At 70.8% G+C, this 15,585-nt stretch carries 14 protein-coding genes; 4 read left to right on the plus strand and 10 right to left on the minus strand.

The window, feature by feature from the left end; genetic code table 11:
* Positions 1-64: 64 nt before the first annotated feature.
* From QSJ40_RS10925 to ileS, 3 genes are all read right to left on the minus strand, one after another.
* Complete coding sequence (locus QSJ40_RS10925; RefSeq protein ID WP_006214627.1) at positions 65-514, minus strand: DUF4233 domain-containing protein; 450 nt, start codon at positions 512-514, stop codon at positions 65-67.
* A gap of 5 nt (positions 515-519) precedes the next feature.
* Positions 520-1,881, minus strand: coding sequence for a bifunctional folylpolyglutamate synthase/dihydrofolate synthase (locus tag QSJ40_RS10930; RefSeq protein ID WP_285730983.1), 1,362 nt, complete (start codon positions 1,879-1,881; stop codon positions 520-522).
* Between the two features lie 101 nt (positions 1,882-1,982).
* Entirely contained in the window at positions 1,983-5,342 is a 3,360-nt protein-coding gene (gene ileS / locus QSJ40_RS10935) for an isoleucine--tRNA ligase (protein WP_285730910.1), read from the minus strand.
* Positions 5,343-5,721: 379 nt separating this feature from the next.
* Between ileS and purU the strand changes: the two genes are divergently transcribed.
* Together purU and QSJ40_RS10945 are read left to right on the plus strand one after the other, a co-directional pair.
* Positions 5,722-6,585 (plus strand): formyltetrahydrofolate deformylase, encoded by an 864-nt coding sequence (gene purU / locus QSJ40_RS10940; RefSeq protein WP_251715402.1) that lies wholly within the window; start codon positions 5,722-5,724, stop codon positions 6,583-6,585.
* Positions 6,586-6,902: 317 nt separating this feature from the next.
* Entirely contained in the window at positions 6,903-7,109 is a 207-nt protein-coding gene (locus QSJ40_RS10945) for a hypothetical protein (protein WP_006214623.1), read from the plus strand.
* Between the two features lie 32 nt (positions 7,110-7,141).
* Here the strand turns inward: QSJ40_RS10945 and QSJ40_RS10950 are convergent, their stop codons facing one another.
* A complete protein-coding gene (locus tag QSJ40_RS10950; protein ID WP_251715401.1) occupies positions 7,142-7,921 on the minus strand; it encodes an SDR family oxidoreductase in 780 nt (259 codons plus the stop codon).
* 307 nt (positions 7,922-8,228) lie between these two features.
* Here QSJ40_RS10950 and QSJ40_RS10955 point away from each other — a divergent pair, with 307 nt between their 5' ends.
* A complete protein-coding gene (locus QSJ40_RS10955) occupies positions 8,229-9,200 on the plus strand; it encodes a putative endonuclease domain-containing protein (RefSeq protein WP_206390074.1) in 972 nt (323 codons plus the stop codon).
* Positions 9,201-9,255: 55 nt separating this feature from the next.
* Here the strand turns inward: QSJ40_RS10955 and QSJ40_RS10960 are convergent, their stop codons facing one another.
* Complete coding sequence (locus QSJ40_RS10960) at positions 9,256-9,615, minus strand: DUF488 domain-containing protein (protein WP_040561677.1); 360 nt, start codon at positions 9,613-9,615, stop codon at positions 9,256-9,258.
* A 110-nt stretch (positions 9,616-9,725) separates the two neighbouring features.
* Here QSJ40_RS10960 and QSJ40_RS10965 point away from each other — a divergent pair, with 110 nt between their 5' ends.
* Positions 9,726-10,574, plus strand: coding sequence for a DUF1648 domain-containing protein (locus tag QSJ40_RS10965; protein ID WP_285730918.1), 849 nt, complete (start codon positions 9,726-9,728; stop codon positions 10,572-10,574).
* 126 nt (positions 10,575-10,700) lie between these two features.
* Here the strand turns inward: QSJ40_RS10965 and QSJ40_RS10970 are convergent, their stop codons facing one another.
* The 5 genes from QSJ40_RS10970 to QSJ40_RS10990 form a co-directional block, all read right to left on the minus strand.
* Entirely contained in the window at positions 10,701-11,453 is a 753-nt protein-coding gene (locus QSJ40_RS10970) for an ABC transporter ATP-binding protein (RefSeq protein WP_285730921.1), read from the minus strand.
* A complete protein-coding gene (locus tag QSJ40_RS10975; RefSeq protein ID WP_251715396.1) occupies positions 11,450-12,466 on the minus strand; it encodes an ABC transporter substrate-binding protein in 1,017 nt (338 codons plus the stop codon). Before QSJ40_RS10975 ends, QSJ40_RS10970 begins: the two co-directional genes overlap by 4 nt.
* A gap of 10 nt (positions 12,467-12,476) precedes the next feature.
* On the minus strand, positions 12,477-13,577 hold the full coding sequence (locus QSJ40_RS10980) for a FecCD family ABC transporter permease (RefSeq protein WP_024290652.1): 1,101 nt from the start codon (positions 13,575-13,577) through the stop codon (positions 12,477-12,479).
* A gap of 78 nt (positions 13,578-13,655) precedes the next feature.
* Positions 13,656-14,483 carry a class I SAM-dependent methyltransferase gene (locus QSJ40_RS10985; RefSeq protein WP_285730926.1) on the minus strand — a complete coding sequence of 276 codons (828 nt, stop codon included), beginning with the start codon at positions 14,481-14,483 and terminating at the stop codon, positions 13,656-13,658.
* A 155-nt stretch (positions 14,484-14,638) separates the two neighbouring features.
* Positions 14,639-15,574, minus strand: coding sequence for an urea transporter (locus tag QSJ40_RS10990; RefSeq protein WP_285730928.1), 936 nt, complete (start codon positions 15,572-15,574; stop codon positions 14,639-14,641).
* Positions 15,575-15,585: the final 11 nt, after the last annotated feature.

Consider the following 15,585-nt stretch of genomic DNA (forward strand, 5'->3'; position numbering starts at 1 on the left):
ACGAGACGGCGAGGGCGGCGACCGCGTGATGCGGTCGCCGCCCTCGCCGTCGCTGCGGAGCCTGTCAGCCCAGCCCGTGGCGCCGATCCCACTCGAGCTCGGCCTCGTAGCGCTGCCGCTTCTCGCGGTCCAGGCGCCGGCCGGTGCGCAGCGAGTACCACCAGCACAGCACGAACAGCACGCCCACCAGGAACATGGGCGGGAACACGAATCCGGTGGCCAGCATCACGAGCTGCAGGATCCAGCCGAAGGCCGGGCCCCACGGACGGCTCACGGTGCCGGAGCCGACCACGAAGACGATCCCCAGCACGGCGGCCCCGATCAGCACGGGCACGCGCCCGGTGTGTCCAGCACCCCAGATCCCGAAGGCCGCCAGTCCGCCGAAGAACACGACGAAGGCCTCCATGAGCAGCGTGGTGGCCCCGAACATGACCATGACCGAGGACGGCTTCTTGCGCTGCCCCGGGCGCCACTGCTGCTGCTTGCGGCTGAGCCTGCGCTGCTTCTGCGCCACGGCGCTCACCTCCCCAGGATCTCGCGGGCCTCGCCCACGACGGTGATGGAGCCGGTGACCAGCACGGCGGACTCGCCCTTGCCCTCGGAATCCGAGGCCGATTCCGCGCGTGCGGCCGACAGGGCCTCCTCGATAGCCTCGCCGATGCTCGACGAGGTGCGCACGGCGGCCTCGTCGAAGCCCAGGGCGATCGCGGCCTCCGCGAGCTGCTCGGGGTCCACGGCCCGCGGCGAGCTCGAGCGGGTGAACCACCACTGGGTCCGGGCGTGGTCGTAGCCGTCGTGCAGGGCCCGCAGGACGCCGTCGACGTCCTTCTCGGCGAGCACCCCCACCACGGCGTAGAGCCGCTCGGGGTGGAAGGACTCCACGAGCCCCTCGGCGCTGGCCCGGGCCCCGTGCGGGTTGTGGGCTGCGTCCAGGATCACCGGCGGCGACGGCTGCATCAGCTCGAGCCGCCCGGGCGAGGTGACGGCGGCGAAGGCGTCGCGCACGACCTCGAGATCCAGGGCGCGCTCCCCTCCGCCCACGAAGGCCTCGACGGCGGCCACTGCCACCGCCGCGTTCTGGCCCTGGTGCGCCCCGAGCAGAGGCAGCAGCAGCTCCTCGTACTCGGAGGCCAGGCCGCGGATGGACAGCTGCTGCCCGCCGACGCCCGGGGTGCGCTCGGTGACGCCGAACTCGACGCCCTCGAAGCGGAACGGGATCCCGAGCTCCTGCGCGCGCTCGAGCAGGATGTCGGCGACCTCCGGGACCTGGGCCGCCGAGATCAGGAAGCCCTCGGGCTTGAGGATCCCGGCCTTCTCGTGGGCGATGTCCTCCACCGTGTCGCCCAGCAGCTCGGTGTGATCCAGGTCGATCGGCGTGATGACCGAGACGGCGGCATCGGCCACGTTGGTGGCATCCCACTGCCCGCCCAGCCCCACCTCGAGCACGACGATGTCCACGGGGGCGTCGGCGAAGATCGCGAACCCCAGCACGGTCAGCAGCTCGAAGTACGTCAGCCTCTGCTTGCCCTCGGCCTCCAGGCCGGAGTCCACGACCGAGATCAGTGGGGCGATCTCGGCGAAGACCCGCACGAAGGTCTCCTCGGTCACCGGGGAGCCATCCAGGCAGATGCGCTCGGTCACCGACTCCAGGTGCGGCGACGTGTAGCGGCCCACCCGCAGATCCTGGGACAGCAGCAGCGCCTCGATGATGCGCGCCGTGGAGGTCTTGCCGTTCGTGCCCGTGATGTGGATGACCGGGGCGGCCCGGTGCGGATCGCCCAGCAGCTCGACGGCCTGCTCGACCGCCTCCGTCCGCGGTTCCATGGCAGATTCCGGGGCACGGGCCAGCAGCTGCCGGTACACATCCTCGACGGAGCCCACCGACGGCGAGGCCCACACGGAGTCGTCCTGGCTCAGCGCCGAGGCGCCGAGGTCGGCGTCCTCGGCGGCTGCGCCAGCGTTCTTCTCGGGGGGATCGATGCTCACAGCGCGCCCTCCGATCCGGCCGAGGCCACCACGGCGACCGTGATGCCCGACTGCTTCGGGTCCGGGGTCTCGAGCAGCTCGAGCTCGACCGACAGTGTCTCCCCAGAGACGAGCTCGCTGTTCTCCTGCACGGCCGCGACGACCTCGGCGGTGTCCGTGATCGTGGTGCGGATGCGGTCGGAGACCTGCAGCCCGGCGTCCTTGCGTGCCTGCTGCACGGCGCGGACCATGTCGCGGGCCACGCCCTCGGCCTGCAGCTGCGGGGTCAGGGCGGTGTCGAGCACCAGGAACCCGCCGCCGGGCAGGACGGTCACGGCGGTCTCGGCCGCCGCGTCCTCTCCCACCACGGTCTGCAGCTCGTACTCGCCCTCGGCCAGCTCGACGCCGCCGGCGGTCACGGTGCCGTCCTCGGCGGTGGACCAGTCCCCCGCCTTGGCCGCCTTGATCACGGCCTGCACGCCCTTGCCCAGGCGCGGGCCCGCCGCGCGGGCGTTAACCTTGAGCTGCTGGGAGATGCCGTAGTCCGCGGGGCTCGTGCTGGCGGTGTCGCGCAGCTCGACCGACTTGAGGTTCAGCTCATCGGCCACGATGGACTCGAACGTGCCGGCCAGCGCCTGGCCGTCCGGGACGACCACTGTCATGCCGGCCAGCGGCTGGCGCACGCGCAGGCTGTGCGCCTTGCGCAGCGACGAGCCCGCCGAGCACACCGCACGCGTGGTCTCCATGAGCTGGACCAGGCGCTCGTCCTCGGCGGAGCGGGGGAACCGATCGGCGTCGGGCCAGTCCGTCAGGTGCACGGAGCGCCCGCCGGTCAGCCCGCGCCAGATCTCCTCGCTGACCAGCGGCAGCAGCGGAGCCGCCATGCGCACGGTCGTCTCGAGCACGGTCCACAGGACGTCGAAGGCCTCGCGGTCCTCCTCGAAGAACCGATCGCGGCTGCGGCGCACGTACCAGTTGGTCACCAGCTCCATGTGAGCGCGCAGCGCCTCGGCCGCGGCCCAGACGTCGTAGTCCTGCAGGTGGCGCTCGACCTCCCGCACGGCGGCGCCGGTGCGGGCCAGGACGTAGCGGTCCATCACGTGATCGGAGCTGTACCGGGGCTGGGCGTCGTAGCCGGCCCCGCCGTCGGCGGCGTTCGTGTAGAGGCTGAAGAAGTTCCAGGTGCTCCACAGCGGCAGCAGCACCTGGCGGGCGGCCTCGCGGATGCCCTCCTCGGTGACGATCAGGTTGCCACCGCGCAGGATCGGGCTCGACATCAGGAACCAGCGCATGGCGTCGGCGCCGTCGCGGTCCAGGACCTCGTAGACATCCGGGTAGTTGCGCAGGGACTTGGACATCTTCTGCCCGTCCGAGCCCAGCACGATGCCGTGGGAGATCACATTGCGGAAGGCGGGGCGGTCGAACAGCGCCGTGGCCAGGATGTGCAGCGTGTAGAACCAGCCGCGGGTCTGCCCGATGTACTCGACGATGAAGTCGCCCGGGTTGTGGGTCTCGAACCACTCGCGGTTCTGCATCGGGTAGTGCACCTGGGCATAGGGCATCGACCCGGAGTCGAACCACACGTCGAGGACCTCGGGCACCCGGCGCATGGTGGCCTCCGGGTGATCCGGGTTGGGGCGCGTCAGCTCGTCGATCCAGGGCCGGTGCAGGTCCACCTCGCCCTCGGCATTGCGCGGCAGACGGCCGAAGTCCGCCTCGAGCTCGGCCAGCGAGCCGTAGACGTCGCGGCGCGGGTGGGCCGGATCATCCGACTCCCACACCGGGATGGGCGAGCCCCAGTAGCGGTTGCGCGAGATCGACCAGTCCCGGGCGTTCTCGAGCCACTTGCCGAACTGCCCGTCCTTCACATTGCCCGGGATCCAGTTGATGTCCTGGTTGAGCTCGACCATGCGCTGCTTGAAGCGCGTGACCTCCACGAACCAGGAGTCCACCGCGCGGTAGATCAGGGGGTTGCGGCAGCGCCAGCAGTGCGGATAGGAGTGCGCGTAGGACTGCTGCTTCACCAGCAGCCCGCGCTCGCGCAGATCGCGGATGATCGTGCGCGAGACCTCGGAGTCGAACACGTTGCGATCGGCGATCGGGCCCAGCGGGGTGCCCGGCAGCACGGAGCCGTCGGCGAACCAGCCGAAGAAGGCACCGGACTCGTCGACGGAGAGCACCACGGGGATGCCGTGGGCGGCGCACGCGATCTGGTCGTCCTCGCCGTATGCCGGGGCCTGGTGGACGATGCCCGTGCCGTCGGTCGTGGTGACGTAGTCGGCCACGATGATCTGCCACGAGTTCTCGAGCGACTGCCCCGGGGCCAGCGCCACGGCCGTGCCCGGCAGGCCGCGCAGGTAGTCCCACAGCGGCTCGTAGCGCAGGCCCTTGAGCTGCGCGCCCTGCAGCGTGCGCTCGACGGCGGCCGCGGCCTTCTCGGCGGACTCGAAGCCCAGTGCCTCGGCGTGGGCGCCCAGCAGGTCCTGGGCCAGCAGGAAGCGGCGGCCCTCGAGCTCGCCGCGCCCCGGCACCAGGACGTAGGAGATCTGCGGGCCGACCGCGAGCGCCTGGTTCGTGGGCAGGGTCCAGGGGGTGGTCGTCCAGGCCAGGGCCTCGGCGCCGGCGAGCTGAGCGGCCAGATCGAGGTCGCCGGCGGTCTCGTCCTGGACCTCGCCGGTCAGGCGGAAGGCCACGGTGACCGTCTGGTCGGTGCGCTCCTGGTAGACGTCGTCGTCCATGCGCAGCTCGTGGTTGGACAGAGGGGTCTCGTCCTTCCAGCAGTACGGCAGGACGCGGTAGCCCTTGTAGACCAGGCCCTTGTCGTCCAGGGCCTTGAACGCGCCGATGACCGACTCCATGTAGTCGGGGTTCAGGGTCTTGTAGTCGTTGTCGAAGTCGACCCAGCGCGCCTGGCGGGTGACGTAGTCCTTCCACTCGGAGGCGTACGTCATCACGGAGGTGCGGCAGGCGTCGTTGAAGCGGTCGATGCCCATGGCCTCGATCTCGGCCTTGTCCGTCATGCCGAGCTGCTTCATGGCCTCGAGCTCCGCGGGCAGGCCGTGGGTGTCCCAGCCGAAGCGGCGCTCCACGCGACGGCCCTGCTGCGTCTGGAAGCGGGCCACGAGGTCCTTGACGTAGCCGGTGAGCAGGTGGCCGTAGTGCGGCAGGCCGTTGGCGAACGGGGGGCCGTCGTAGAAGACGAACTCGTTGGAGCCGTTCTCGCCGGCCGGGCGCTGGTCGATGCTGGCCTGGAAGGTGCCGTCCTGCTTCCAGTACTCGAGCACCCGCTCCTCGATCTGCGGGAAGCGCGGAGAGGCGGGGACGCCGCGGGTCTCGCCGGTGCTCGCCTTGGGATACAGGGGATGCTGTGCGCTCATGTGGTCCGTCCTGGTCGTGCGTCGTCCTCGTTCCCGCGGACCATGCTCCGCGGGACCCTGCTGCAAGGACGCCGTGGCCGTGCGTGACGGCCGTCTTCGACGCGGTACCACCTCGCTTGCCCGCCGCCCCCGTGTCCGGGAGCAGGCGAGCCGCTCGATTCCTGAGGCTGTGTCGGGCCCGACCCGTTCGGTTCTACTGAGGGCGCAGGCCCCGTTCTTCCGAAGAGCTCCCCGGTGATGGCCGGATCTGTGCTCACGTTCTGCCTTCGATCATAGGCCACGGCCCACACCTGCGGCACGTCGGGATGGCCGCGCCGTGCGGGCGCCTGTGGGACGATATCCCTTCGTTCCCCTGCCTCTCGTCCCTCGAGGAAGTGCCGTGCTCCAGCGCATCGTCCGCGTCTCCTGCCCCGACCGCACCGGACTGGTCTCCATCATCACGACCGCCTTCGCTGACCGGGGTCTGAACATCAACCAGCTGGATCAGTTCACGAACGACGGCTCGTTCTTCGTGCGCGCGGTCATCGAGGCACCCTCCGGGCTCTTCGCCTCGCCCGCGGCCGAGGACGATGAGTTCCGGCGCCTGGGCGAGCGGCTGACCGCCTCGATCGACGACGCCGAGGTGGAGATCCGCCCGCACCCGGCGCAGCAGCGCATCGTGGTGCTGGCCTCCCGGACGGATCACTGCCTCAACGAGATGATCCGCAGGGCCCAGGACGGGCAGCTCGGCGGGTCGATCGTGAAGGTCGTGGCCAATCACGACGTCCACCGTCAGCTGTGCGAGTTCCACGGCATCCCGTTCGTCGTGGTGCCGCACGAGGGGCTGTCCAAGCAGGAGCACGAGGCGGCGGTGCTCGAGGCGATCGGCGAGGACGTCGACCTGATCGTGCTGGCGCGCTACATGCGCATCCTCTCGGACGAGTTCCTGCAGAAGGCCCCCACCCCGATCATCAACATCCACCACTCGTTCCTGCCGTCGTTCATCGGCGCGAATCCGTATCAGCGCGCCCACGACCGCGGCGTGAAGATGATCGGGGCCACCGCGCACTACGTCACCGCGGATCTCGACGAGGGTCCGATCATCGAGCAGGACGTGACCCGCGTGCACCACGGGCACTCCAAGGACGACCTGGTGCAGGCCGGAGCCGATGTGGAGCGCACCGTCCTGCACCGGGCCGTCCAGGCGCACTGCGAGGGGCGGATCTTCCTCAACGGCGACCGCACGGTGGTCTTCGGGTCCTGAAGCTCCTGCTGTGACAGGGCTCTCGCCCAGCCGCGCCCCAGGTGTGACCCAGATCAACTAATCGGCACACAGTGACCGGATCGTTATCGGTTTTCCCCTCGAATCGGCTCGCGGCCCTCGTGCGGGTCGCTACGTTGTCTCGTGGTCCGTCGCCGGAGGCTGTCCTCGACACGCATCTGGGCCCGGCAGACCCACTGCAGCGGAGGGCGCCGCAGCCGACCGACAGGTGCCGCAGGCGGCGGCACCGCGCCCCGGGGGCGACGATCGCAGGGAGTGATCGTCCGAGGGTCGCAGACAGCAGTGCAGGAGGTGCCCGCATGACCGATGCTCTCAACGGCCGAGCTCTGCTCAGCGCAGTGCTCGCCTTCCTGCTGGTGCTCAGCGTCCTGGCCGGCGTGGGCGCCTATGCCTCCAACGTCCACAGCGCCTGCGACGGCACCGACGCCGGCTCCTTCCTCTCCCAGGTCCAGGCCTTCCACTCGGACGACGGCTGCGAGGTCACCGGCACCGCCTACACCCGCTGAAGGCTCCTCCGCATACACCCGCTGAAGGCTCCTCAGCTGCTCCGGATCATCTTGTGCGGGGCGGCCTGGGCCACCGGCTTCACGGTGATCGTGTCCAGGTCCACGTGGTGCGGCAGGTTCACCGAGAAGGCGCAGACCTCGGCCACGTCCTCGGCCGTCAGCGGCTTGTCCACCCCCGCGTAGACCTTGTCCGCGGCCGCCTGATCCCCGCCCAGGCGCATCAGCGAGAACTCCTCGGTGTGCACCAGACCCGGGGCCACCTCGATCACCCGCAGGTTGTTCTCGGCCTCCTCAAGGCGCAGCGCCTCGGTCATGGCGCGCTCGGCGAACTTGGCGGCGTTGTAGCCGGAGCCGCCCTCGTAGGCCCGCCAGCCGGCGATCGAGGTCAGGTTGAGCACAGTGCCCTCGCCGTTGTCGCGCAGCGCCGGCAGGAAGGCGCGGATCAGGCGCATGGTGCCCATGACGTTGACGTCGTACATGAACTGCCAGTCCTCGTCCTTGGCATCCGCGACCCGGTCGGTGCCGCGCGCGCCGCCGGAGATGTTCAGCAGCGCGTCCAGGGTGCCCTGCTCGCTCAGCACGCGATCGCGCAGGGCATCGACCTGCTCCTGCACGGTGAGATCGGTCGCCGCCGCGATCACCCCGGTCTGCTGAGCCAGCTCTTCCAGGCGCTCGGCGCGCCGCGCCACGGCGTAGACGATCCAGCCGTCGGCGCTCAGGCGTCGTGCGGTGGCCTCGCCGATACCGGTCGAGGCCCCGGTGACCACGGCGACCATCTGGCGTCCGGCGGCGTTCGTCTTCATTGCGTCCATGTCCTGCGCTCCTTCGCTGCTGTGCGTCGACGGGCCCGACCTGCACCGCCCGTCCTGTCTGTCCCTGACGCTACCGACGCCCTGCCCGAACATCCACGCCCACCGAGTCCCCCTCTCCCCTCCCCGCCGAGTGGATGCTCAGTTGCGCTGTTCGCCCCAACAGCGCAACTGAGCATCCACTCGGCGGGGAGGGGGCGGGAGGGCAGCGGCTCCACAGGGCTGCCCTGCACAGGCCGGCCCCCACGCGCACTGCACAGAGTCCGATCCCGGCCCCACGACGGCGGCGCGCTGCGGCACCGTTGCGGCCATGGGAAAACCGCCTCATGTCGTGCCGGAGTCGCTGTCCCAGCACGCCTTCACCACCGCTCAGGCGGCCGTCGCCGGGGTCAGCCCCGCTCAGCTGACACGAGGGCCCTATGTGCGGGTCTCTCGCGGGGTCTGGCAGGCCGGCCAGCGCGATGCGGTAGCCGACCATGTCCGGGAGCTGCGCCGCCTGCTGCCTGCCATGCTCCAGGCCCAACCCGGGGCGGCGGCCAGTCACGTGACGGCTGCGGCGCTGCTCGGTCTGCGGGTGCCGAACCGGCTGCGCATGGCCTGGCCGATTCACCTGGTCTCCCCCGATCCCAAGCTGCTCATGCGATCTCCCGGGATCATCGCCCACCGCCTGCTGCCCCGGCTGACTCCGCTGATCGAGTTCGAGGGCGTCGTCGTCACCTCCCCTGCGCGGACCGCAGTGGATCTGGCCGGTGCCGCTCAGGGCCGCTGGCCGCTGCTCGACGACGACGCCCTGGTCGCCGTGCTCGACGGCATCATCTGCACCCACACCACCGGCATCCGGAAGGATCTGCCGGCACTGAGGTCTCGAGAGCAGCTCGAGCGAGAACTGCGCGAGCTGCCGGGAGTGCGCGGAGTCGCTCGGATCAAGCGCGCCCTGCAGCGCACGGCGGGGGCCGTCGACTCCGCGCTGGAGACCGAGGCGCGCCTGTGCCTCGAGCGCTTCGGGGAGACCCGCTGGGTCACCGATCTGGAGGTGAGCGCGCCGAACGGATCCTGCTTCTGGCCCGATCTGGCCGATGACGAGGATCGGCTGAGCCTGCAGGTCGAGGGGCCGCATCATGCCCGCGGGGATCAGCTGCGCAAGGACATCCTGCGGCGTCGGCTCACCGAGGCGGCAGGGTGGCAGGAGCTGCGGGTCACCGCAGAGGACCTTCGAGGCCACCGCCCGGCGCTGATCGACATGATCCGCCGCGCCCGCCGCCCCTCCCCCTTCGCCGAGTGATCACTGAGTTGCGCAGAGGGAGCGAACAGCGCAACCCAGGATCCACTCGGCGGTCTCAGAGGTGGTCGCGCAGCCACTCGCGCAGGACGATCGCATGGTTGTGCTCGTCGTCCTTGGCGCCATAGAGCAGCGTGACCTGCTGGGGGCGCTCATCGCGCAGCTTGGCGGCGAGGTCATGGGCTGCGTCATTGTCGTCGAGCTCTGCGCGATAGCGGTCGCCGAACTCCTGGAACTTCTTCGGGTCGTGGTCGAACCACTTGCGCAGGTCGGTACTGGGGGCCACGTCCTTGGGATGGCCGTCGAGCTCGGCGTCGGCCTTGGACACCCCGCGCGGCCAGATGCGGTCGACGAGCAGCCGGTCGCCGTCGTCCGAGGAGGGCTCGTCGCGGACCTTCTTGATCTCCACATGCGTCATGCCCCGACCCTACGCGCCCCTCCCCTCCCGCCGAGTGGATACTCAGTTGCGCTATCGGGGCGAACAGCGCAACTGAGTATCCACTCGGCGGGGGGTGGGAGGATGGCGCGGTGAGCTCCGACCGATCCGCCGCCCTGCCAGCATCCCGGGACCGCCCCGCGGACTCCGACGGCCTGCCGAAGGGCGAGTGGGCGCGGACGGTCGAGGAGGGCGGCTACGAGCTGCACGTCGACGGCATGCCCTCGCCGCTGGTGCCCTCCGTGGTCATGGCCGCGGTGCTGGTCGCGACGCTGCTGCTGTGCGCCGCATGGTGGGACCGGATCCCCGAGCAGGTCGCCGCCCACACCGACGCCGACGGCCAGGTCACCCGCTGGGAGCCCAAGACCCTAGGCTCGGTGCTGGTCGGCCCGCTGCTGGGGGCCAGCGGCGTCCTGTTCGCCTCGGGCCTGACGACGCTGGTCACCGCAGTGGGCCGACCTCGTCCCCGGAACCCCTTCGCCGATGGACTGGGACCGCTGATCCGCATGGCTGTGCAGAACCGCCGCCTCGCCGCCGCCGTGGCCTGGTCCCTGCTGCCGCTGGGCACCGCGATCTGCGCGACGAGCGTGGCCGGCTGGGCAGACGGCTCAGGGCAGATCCGCGGTACCTGGCTGCTGGGCGCCTCCATGCTGGCTCTGCCTCTGATCGCCGCCGCCTGCCTCCGCGGAAGCCGGGCTGACGTGCTGCGCGAGCTCGACGCACTCGAGATCCCCCTCGGCGAGCACTCGCGAGAGGACCTGCATCGATGGCGCATCCCGGGTCTGGTCGATGACCCCGAGCTTCCGCTGATGGTCCAGAACCAGCCGTCGAACTGGACGCTCAATGTGGCCCACCGGACGGGCAAGGTCCTGTGCTGGATCTTCCCCGTGGGCTGGCTGCTGCTGGGTCTGGCGCTGCTGGTCGGGCCCCTGATCGCCTGATCGAACCGGACTTTCCGCTGCCGTCGTTCCAGCCCCCCCGGCCGAGTGGATGCCCAGTTGCGCAGAAGGGCCGAATTGCGCAATTGAGTATCCACTCGGCGGGGTGGCAGGACGGGGCGGGGAGAGTCAGTCTCGGAGGCCGAAGGAGAGGTGGATGCCGTCGTCGTCCCAGCGCCGCACGCCGATGCGGTAGACGGGCTCCAGGACCTCGGCGCGCAGCACCTCGTCCGGCGTCCCGCGGGCGGCGATCCGGCCGTGGTCCAGCAGCACCAGTTCATCGCAGTACTGCGCCGCCAGGTTCAGGTCGTGCAGCACCACGATCGACGTGCGGCGCAGCTGCCGCACCGTGGAGAGCACCTCGTGCTGGTAGCGGATGTCCAGGTGATTGGTGGGCTCGTCCAGCAGCAGGTGCTCCGTCTCCTGCGCCATGGCCCGGGCGATCATGACCCGCTGCTGCTCGCCGCCGGACATGGCCGACAGCGGCCGCTCGGCCTGGGCGAGAAGGCCCACCTGCTCCAGAGCGGACTCCGCGGCCGCATGATCGGCGGCCGCCGGGCCGCCCAGCCCGCCGCGGGGCAGGCGCCCCAGCATGACCATCTCCGCTGCGCTGAGCTCGACCGCGGGCTCGTGCTCCTGGACGACCACCGCGATGCTGCGCGCGATGTCCCTGGCGCTCATCCCGGCCAGATCGCGCCCGTCGACCGTCACCCGCCCGGAAGCCGGCCGCAGGCGACCATGCAGAAGCCGCAGCAGCGTCGACTTGCCGCTGCCGTTGGGTCCGATCAGACCCATGAGTCGCTCGGGCACCGACACCACGTCGATCCCGTCCACCGCGGGGCCCCGGCCGTAGGAGAAGGACAGCCCGGTCCCCTCGATCACTGCTGGAACTCCTCCACGATCCGCTCCAGACCGTCCACTGCCTGCGGAGTGGCCGGCTCCGTCATGTTCATCGGCATGGCCAGGATCCGGTCCTCGACGACCGCGGAGATGCCGTCGGTGCCGGGGATGTCCGAGATCGAGTCCTCGACGGCCTGAGGGTCGCCCTCCGAGTAGAGGACGATCAGGACGTCGGGATCCCGCCCGGCCAGCTCCTCGGGAGTCACCTCGGCCACGCGCTCGTCGAGGTCTGCGAACACGTTCTCCAGACCCGCGGCCTCCAGCTGCGGCGCGGCCATGCTGTGGGCGCCGTAGGCATAGGTGGTGCCGCCGCCGACCGTGGGGTAGAGCACCGCGGCGGTCAGGGGCTCTTCCTGGTCCGAGGCGGATCCGTCGACCTGCTCCTCGACAGCCGCCACACGATCCTCGAGCTCGCCGATGTTCTCTTCGGCCTCGTCCTCGCGGTCGAAGACCTTCCCGTACAGCCGCAGCTGGTCGTAGACGTCGTCGAACCCGGGGTCCTCGATGCCCCCTGGGCACAGCGCCGGCTCCTCGAGCAGCGGGATCCCCACCGACGACAGCGCGGAGGCATCAAGGTTCTCCGCCTGTCCCATCACGACGTCCGGCTCCTGGGCCATGACGGCCTCCTGGGACACGCTCAGATGCCCGCTCGAGTCGACGTCGCCGCCCAGCGAAGGGATGGCCTCGACCTCCTCGCGGGTGGTCTCGTCGTAGGACTCCAGCGGATAGGCCCCGGCCTTGGCCTCGACCCGGTCGAGCACACCGAGCTCGTGCAGCCCCGGCACCGACGCGGACTTGAGCAGCACGATCCGCTCCGGCTCCTGCTCGAAGGTGACGTCCTCCCCGCAGCTGTTCACGGTGACCGGGTAGTGCCCGCCGCCTCCGTCGGATTCGGAGGCCTGGTCCTGGGAGCAGCTGCCGAGCAGAAGTGCGGCCGCCGGCAGCACGGCGGCTGCCGACAGGACGCGGGCGCGAGAACGGGATGACGAGTGCATGGAGCTCCGATCAGCGAGAGGAGGACCCGGCGCGCATGCGTCGGATGAGGAGGAGGAGGAAGGGGGCGCCCAGCATCGCGGTGATGATGCCGATGGGCAGCTCCTGGGGCTGCAGCACGGTGCGCGCGGCCAGATCCGCCAGGCTCAGCAGCAGAGCGCCCAGCAGGGCCGCCACGGGAATGGCGGCGGTGTGAGCCGCGCCGACCAGTCGCCGGGCCAGGTGCGGCATGATCAGCCCCACGAACCCGATGCTGCCCGAGGCCGCGACCAGCACCCCGATGCACAGCGAGACGAGCACCAGCAGCAGGGCCCGCGTGCGCTCCGGCGACACGCCCAGCGAGTGCGCGGTGTCGTCGCCCAGGGCCAGGGCGTCCAGGCGCCGCCCCTGGAGGCTCAGCACGACCACGGTCACCGAGGCGATGACGACGACGGCGGCCAGCGGCGTGCCCCACGACGCCAGCGACAGCGAGCCCAGCAGCCAGAACATGACCGAGCGGGTGCCCTCGGCGCTGCCGCTGGCGAAGATCAGGAAGCTCGTCAGCGCGTTGAGCGCGTAGCCCACCGCGACCCCGGCCAGCAGGAGCCGAACCGAGGTCAGCCGGCCGCCGGAGCGGGCGGTGGCGTAGACGAGCACGGAGGCTCCCAGAGCGCCCAGGAAGGCCATGGCCTGCAGGGCGTGCTCCCCGCCGCCCAGGGTGAACCCGAAGAGGATCGAGGCCGCCGCGCCGCAGGAGGCTCCGGAGCTGATGCCGAGCAGCTGAGGATCGGCCAGCATGTTGCGCACCATCGCCTGCAGGGCCATGCCGCACACCGCCAGCCCTGCCCCCACGAAGGCCGCGAGCACCACGCGCGGGGCGCGGACCTGCCAGACGATCGCATCCTGCGTGGCGCTGGCACCGGGGCCTATCTCCACCCCCGTCAGATGCTCGACGAGCACACCCAGCACGCGCACGGGCCCGATGCTCACCGAGCCCACGCCGACCGCCAGCACGAGCGCAGCGCACAGCGCGGCCACCAGGGCGATGATCCACAGGACCGCGCGTCGGCGGCTGCGCGAGAGCACCCGCCCGATCCGCGAGCCCGCGACTGGCGGGCTCGTCTCCTGCGTCACGATGCGGCCCCTCCTTCGGCTTCAGAAGCCTTCACTGTACTGACGATCCCGCAGCGCGCGATCCGCTGCCGTCCCACCTCAGGGCCGAGCCGTGATGAGGTGCTGGGGCACCAGATCGTGGCCCTGAACGACCCCTCGATCGCGGTCCAGCTCCCACAGCTGCTCGAGCAGACGCACCCGCACGTCCCGGAAGCCCGCGGCGCGGATCCGCTCAGTGAGCTCCTCGACGCTGCGGGCCTCGGCCAGCGGCAGCACCGAGCGCACGGCAGGGTCGTAGTGCTCGCGAAACCCTGGAGTCGGGTTCGCGTCGATCCCCCGCGGGAACCACAGGCCGTCGACCGCGACGAGCAGCCCCGACGGTCGCAGCGCGCGCCGCCAGGCACGCAGGGCGTCATCGGGCGAGCGCAGGGTCCACAGCAGGTACCTGCTGACGAGGACGTCGAAGGAACCGGGCGCCACCGGAGGCTCGGCGGCATCTCCCAGGCCGAACTCCACCGCCAGGCCCAGCTCAGCAGCCCGGTCCCGGGCGATACCGAGCATGGCCTCCGAGAGGTCGATCCCCGTGACGCGGTGGTCCAGCTGCGCCAGCTGCAGGGCCATGTAGCCGCTGCCGGTGCCCAGATCCAGCACGTCCTGGGGCTGAGCGGGCATCACCTGCTCAAGGATCCCCCGCCACGCGATCCGATCCGCCTCCACGCGTGCTTCGCGGTGCTGCTGGCGGTCGTACTCCCGCGCCCGCTGGTCCCAGTAGTCGGTGATCCGGCGCTGGACCTCGTGCCCGCTGTCCGGCCTGAATCGACGTCCGGGGGTGTGCTCGCAGGCCTCCGGACGGTGCGTGTCGAGCCTCTTTCCAGGGGCTGGTCGGTGCGGGTGCAGTTGCCCACCGGTGGGCGGACGACCAGTCATCTCTGTCTCCTCGTCGGGCATCTCAGACGGCACGGCAGACCGTGAGCCCCTGTCCCTCGTCTCCCCCGCATCGAGTGGATGCCCCGTTGCGCTGTCGGGCTGAACAGCGCAACGGGATGTCCACTCGGACGATGGAGCGGAAGCGGCAGGACGGCTCACGCGGGCGCACGTTCGCTGCTCGGCGACGCGTCCGAGAACTGCCGCCGCTGCGGCGAGAGCAGCTCGTCTGCGATCAGCACGGCCCACATGGCCAGCAGGAACGGCCAGGTGTAGGTGGGGATGGGGGTGGGGTCCAGCACCCAGCGCAGCCCGACGGCTGCGGCCACGCCGATCGCCGCGCAGACCAGCCGGTGGACCAGGCCGCGTCCCGGGCAGAAGATCGCCCCCAGGGCGATCGCGACGAGCACGGCGCTGTAGCCGATCAGACCTGTGGACACCGGAGCGATGTCGCCGGTGAGGACGAGACCGAGCACCAGAGCGAGAAGCGAGCCGAACAGCCCCCACAGCCCCACGCGCAGCGATCCCACCAGCAGCGCCGCGAGGATCACCAGCCCCGGGACCAGGCCGTCCGCGAGCACGACCTCGGCGAAGGGGTTCAGCATCCCGAGCAGCGATCCCTGCACGGCGCCGGCCGAGGTCGTCGTGATGCCAGGCTCGACGATCGGCTGCAGCACGCCGAAGAGCAGTCCCGCCACGAGGCAGAAGGGCGCGGTCGAGACCGGCAGTCCGAAGCGGCGCAGCGCGTCCGTGTCGAACAGGCCACGGAGGACCAGGTGGGCCGGGATGCAGGCCAGCGCGCCGACCACTGTCATGTTGATGGACAGCGCGGTCTCGTTGAGATGGATGGTCGACAGCGAGGCCGCTGCGCCGACCAGGGCGCCGTTGTAGCCCATGAGCCCGTCGCGGACGAGCTCTCGCTCTCCGATGACCCATGCGGCCAGCGTCTGGACGGCACAGCCGATCACCACGAGGATCGCGGTGCGGGGATTCGCCACGGCGATGCCGATCAGCAGCAGCGCTCCGGCGGGAGCGCTGCGCAGGAAGAAGATCTGGGAGATCCCGTACAGCACGGTGCGGACAGCGTTCATCATGTGAAGCCTCT

It is taken from the genome of Kocuria sp. NBRC 114282 (assembly GCF_030268385.1).
Lineage (GTDB): Bacteria > Actinomycetota > Actinomycetes > Actinomycetales > Micrococcaceae > Kocuria > Kocuria palustris.

Bases quoted from the DNA above. Each gene is read 5' to 3' on its own strand.
- ileS (WP_285730910.1), bottom strand. From the start codon at position 5,342: ATGAGCGCACAGCATCCCCTGTATCCCAAGGCGAGCACCGGCGAGACC.
- QSJ40_RS10945 (WP_006214623.1), top strand. From the start codon at position 6,903: ATGACCGATGCTCTCAACGGCCGAGCTCTGCTCAGCGCAGTGCTCGCC.
- QSJ40_RS10950 (WP_251715401.1), bottom strand. From the start codon at position 7,921: ATGGACGCAATGAAGACGAACGCCGCCGGACGCCAGATGGTCGCCGTG.
- QSJ40_RS10955 (WP_206390074.1), top strand. From the start codon at position 8,229: ATGGGAAAACCGCCTCATGTCGTGCCGGAGTCGCTGTCCCAGCACGCC.
- QSJ40_RS10960 (WP_040561677.1), bottom strand. From the start codon at position 9,615: ATGACGCATGTGGAGATCAAGAAGGTCCGCGACGAGCCCTCCTCGGAC.
- QSJ40_RS10975 (WP_251715396.1), bottom strand. From the start codon at position 12,466: ATGCACTCGTCATCCCGTTCTCGCGCCCGCGTCCTGTCGGCAGCCGCC.
- QSJ40_RS10985 (WP_285730926.1), bottom strand. From the start codon at position 14,483: ATGACTGGTCGTCCGCCCACCGGTGGGCAACTGCACCCGCACCGACCA.
- QSJ40_RS10990 (WP_285730928.1), bottom strand. From the start codon at position 15,574: ATGATGAACGCTGTCCGCACCGTGCTGTACGGGATCTCCCAGATCTTC.